Here is a 385-nt window from a genome sequence, read left to right as displayed (position 1 = left end):
CGCCCTGCAGGTCGACCTGACCGATGCGGCGGGGAATGTTTCTGCAGCAGCGTCGGTGCTGATACCGGACCTCACGGCGCCGGCTCAGCCGATGAATCTGGCGGTTGCCGATGGCGTGACGCTGACGGGTACAGGCGAACCAGGCGCCACGGTGCAGGTTCGTGATGCGGCTGGGAATGTGATTGGTACAGGCCAGGTTCGCGCGGACGGTGGGTTCACCGTGACGTTGGATCCGGCGCAGGCCAATGGTGAGTTCATCGATGTTCGCCAGACCGATGCGGCGGGGAATACGTCTTCGCCACTCGCGCTCCAAGTGCCCGATATCACCGCACCTGATGCCATCCAAGGTGTAGTCGTGAGCGCCGATGGCCTGACCGTTTCAGGC

At 63.9% G+C, this 385-nt stretch carries 1 protein-coding gene; it reads left to right on the top strand.

Annotated elements, in window-relative coordinates; translation table 11 throughout:
• Window positions 1–385: Ig-like domain-containing protein (locus SJI00_RS22425; protein WP_322463867.1), on the top strand; the 385-nt coding region annotated here is incomplete at both ends.

This window comes from Pseudomonas gebzensis (assembly GCF_034427815.1).
Lineage (GTDB): Bacteria > Pseudomonadota > Gammaproteobacteria > Pseudomonadales > Pseudomonadaceae > Aquipseudomonas.
The sequence above is the reverse complement of the archived record's forward strand: the minus strand, read 5'-3'. Positions and strand labels throughout refer to the sequence as shown.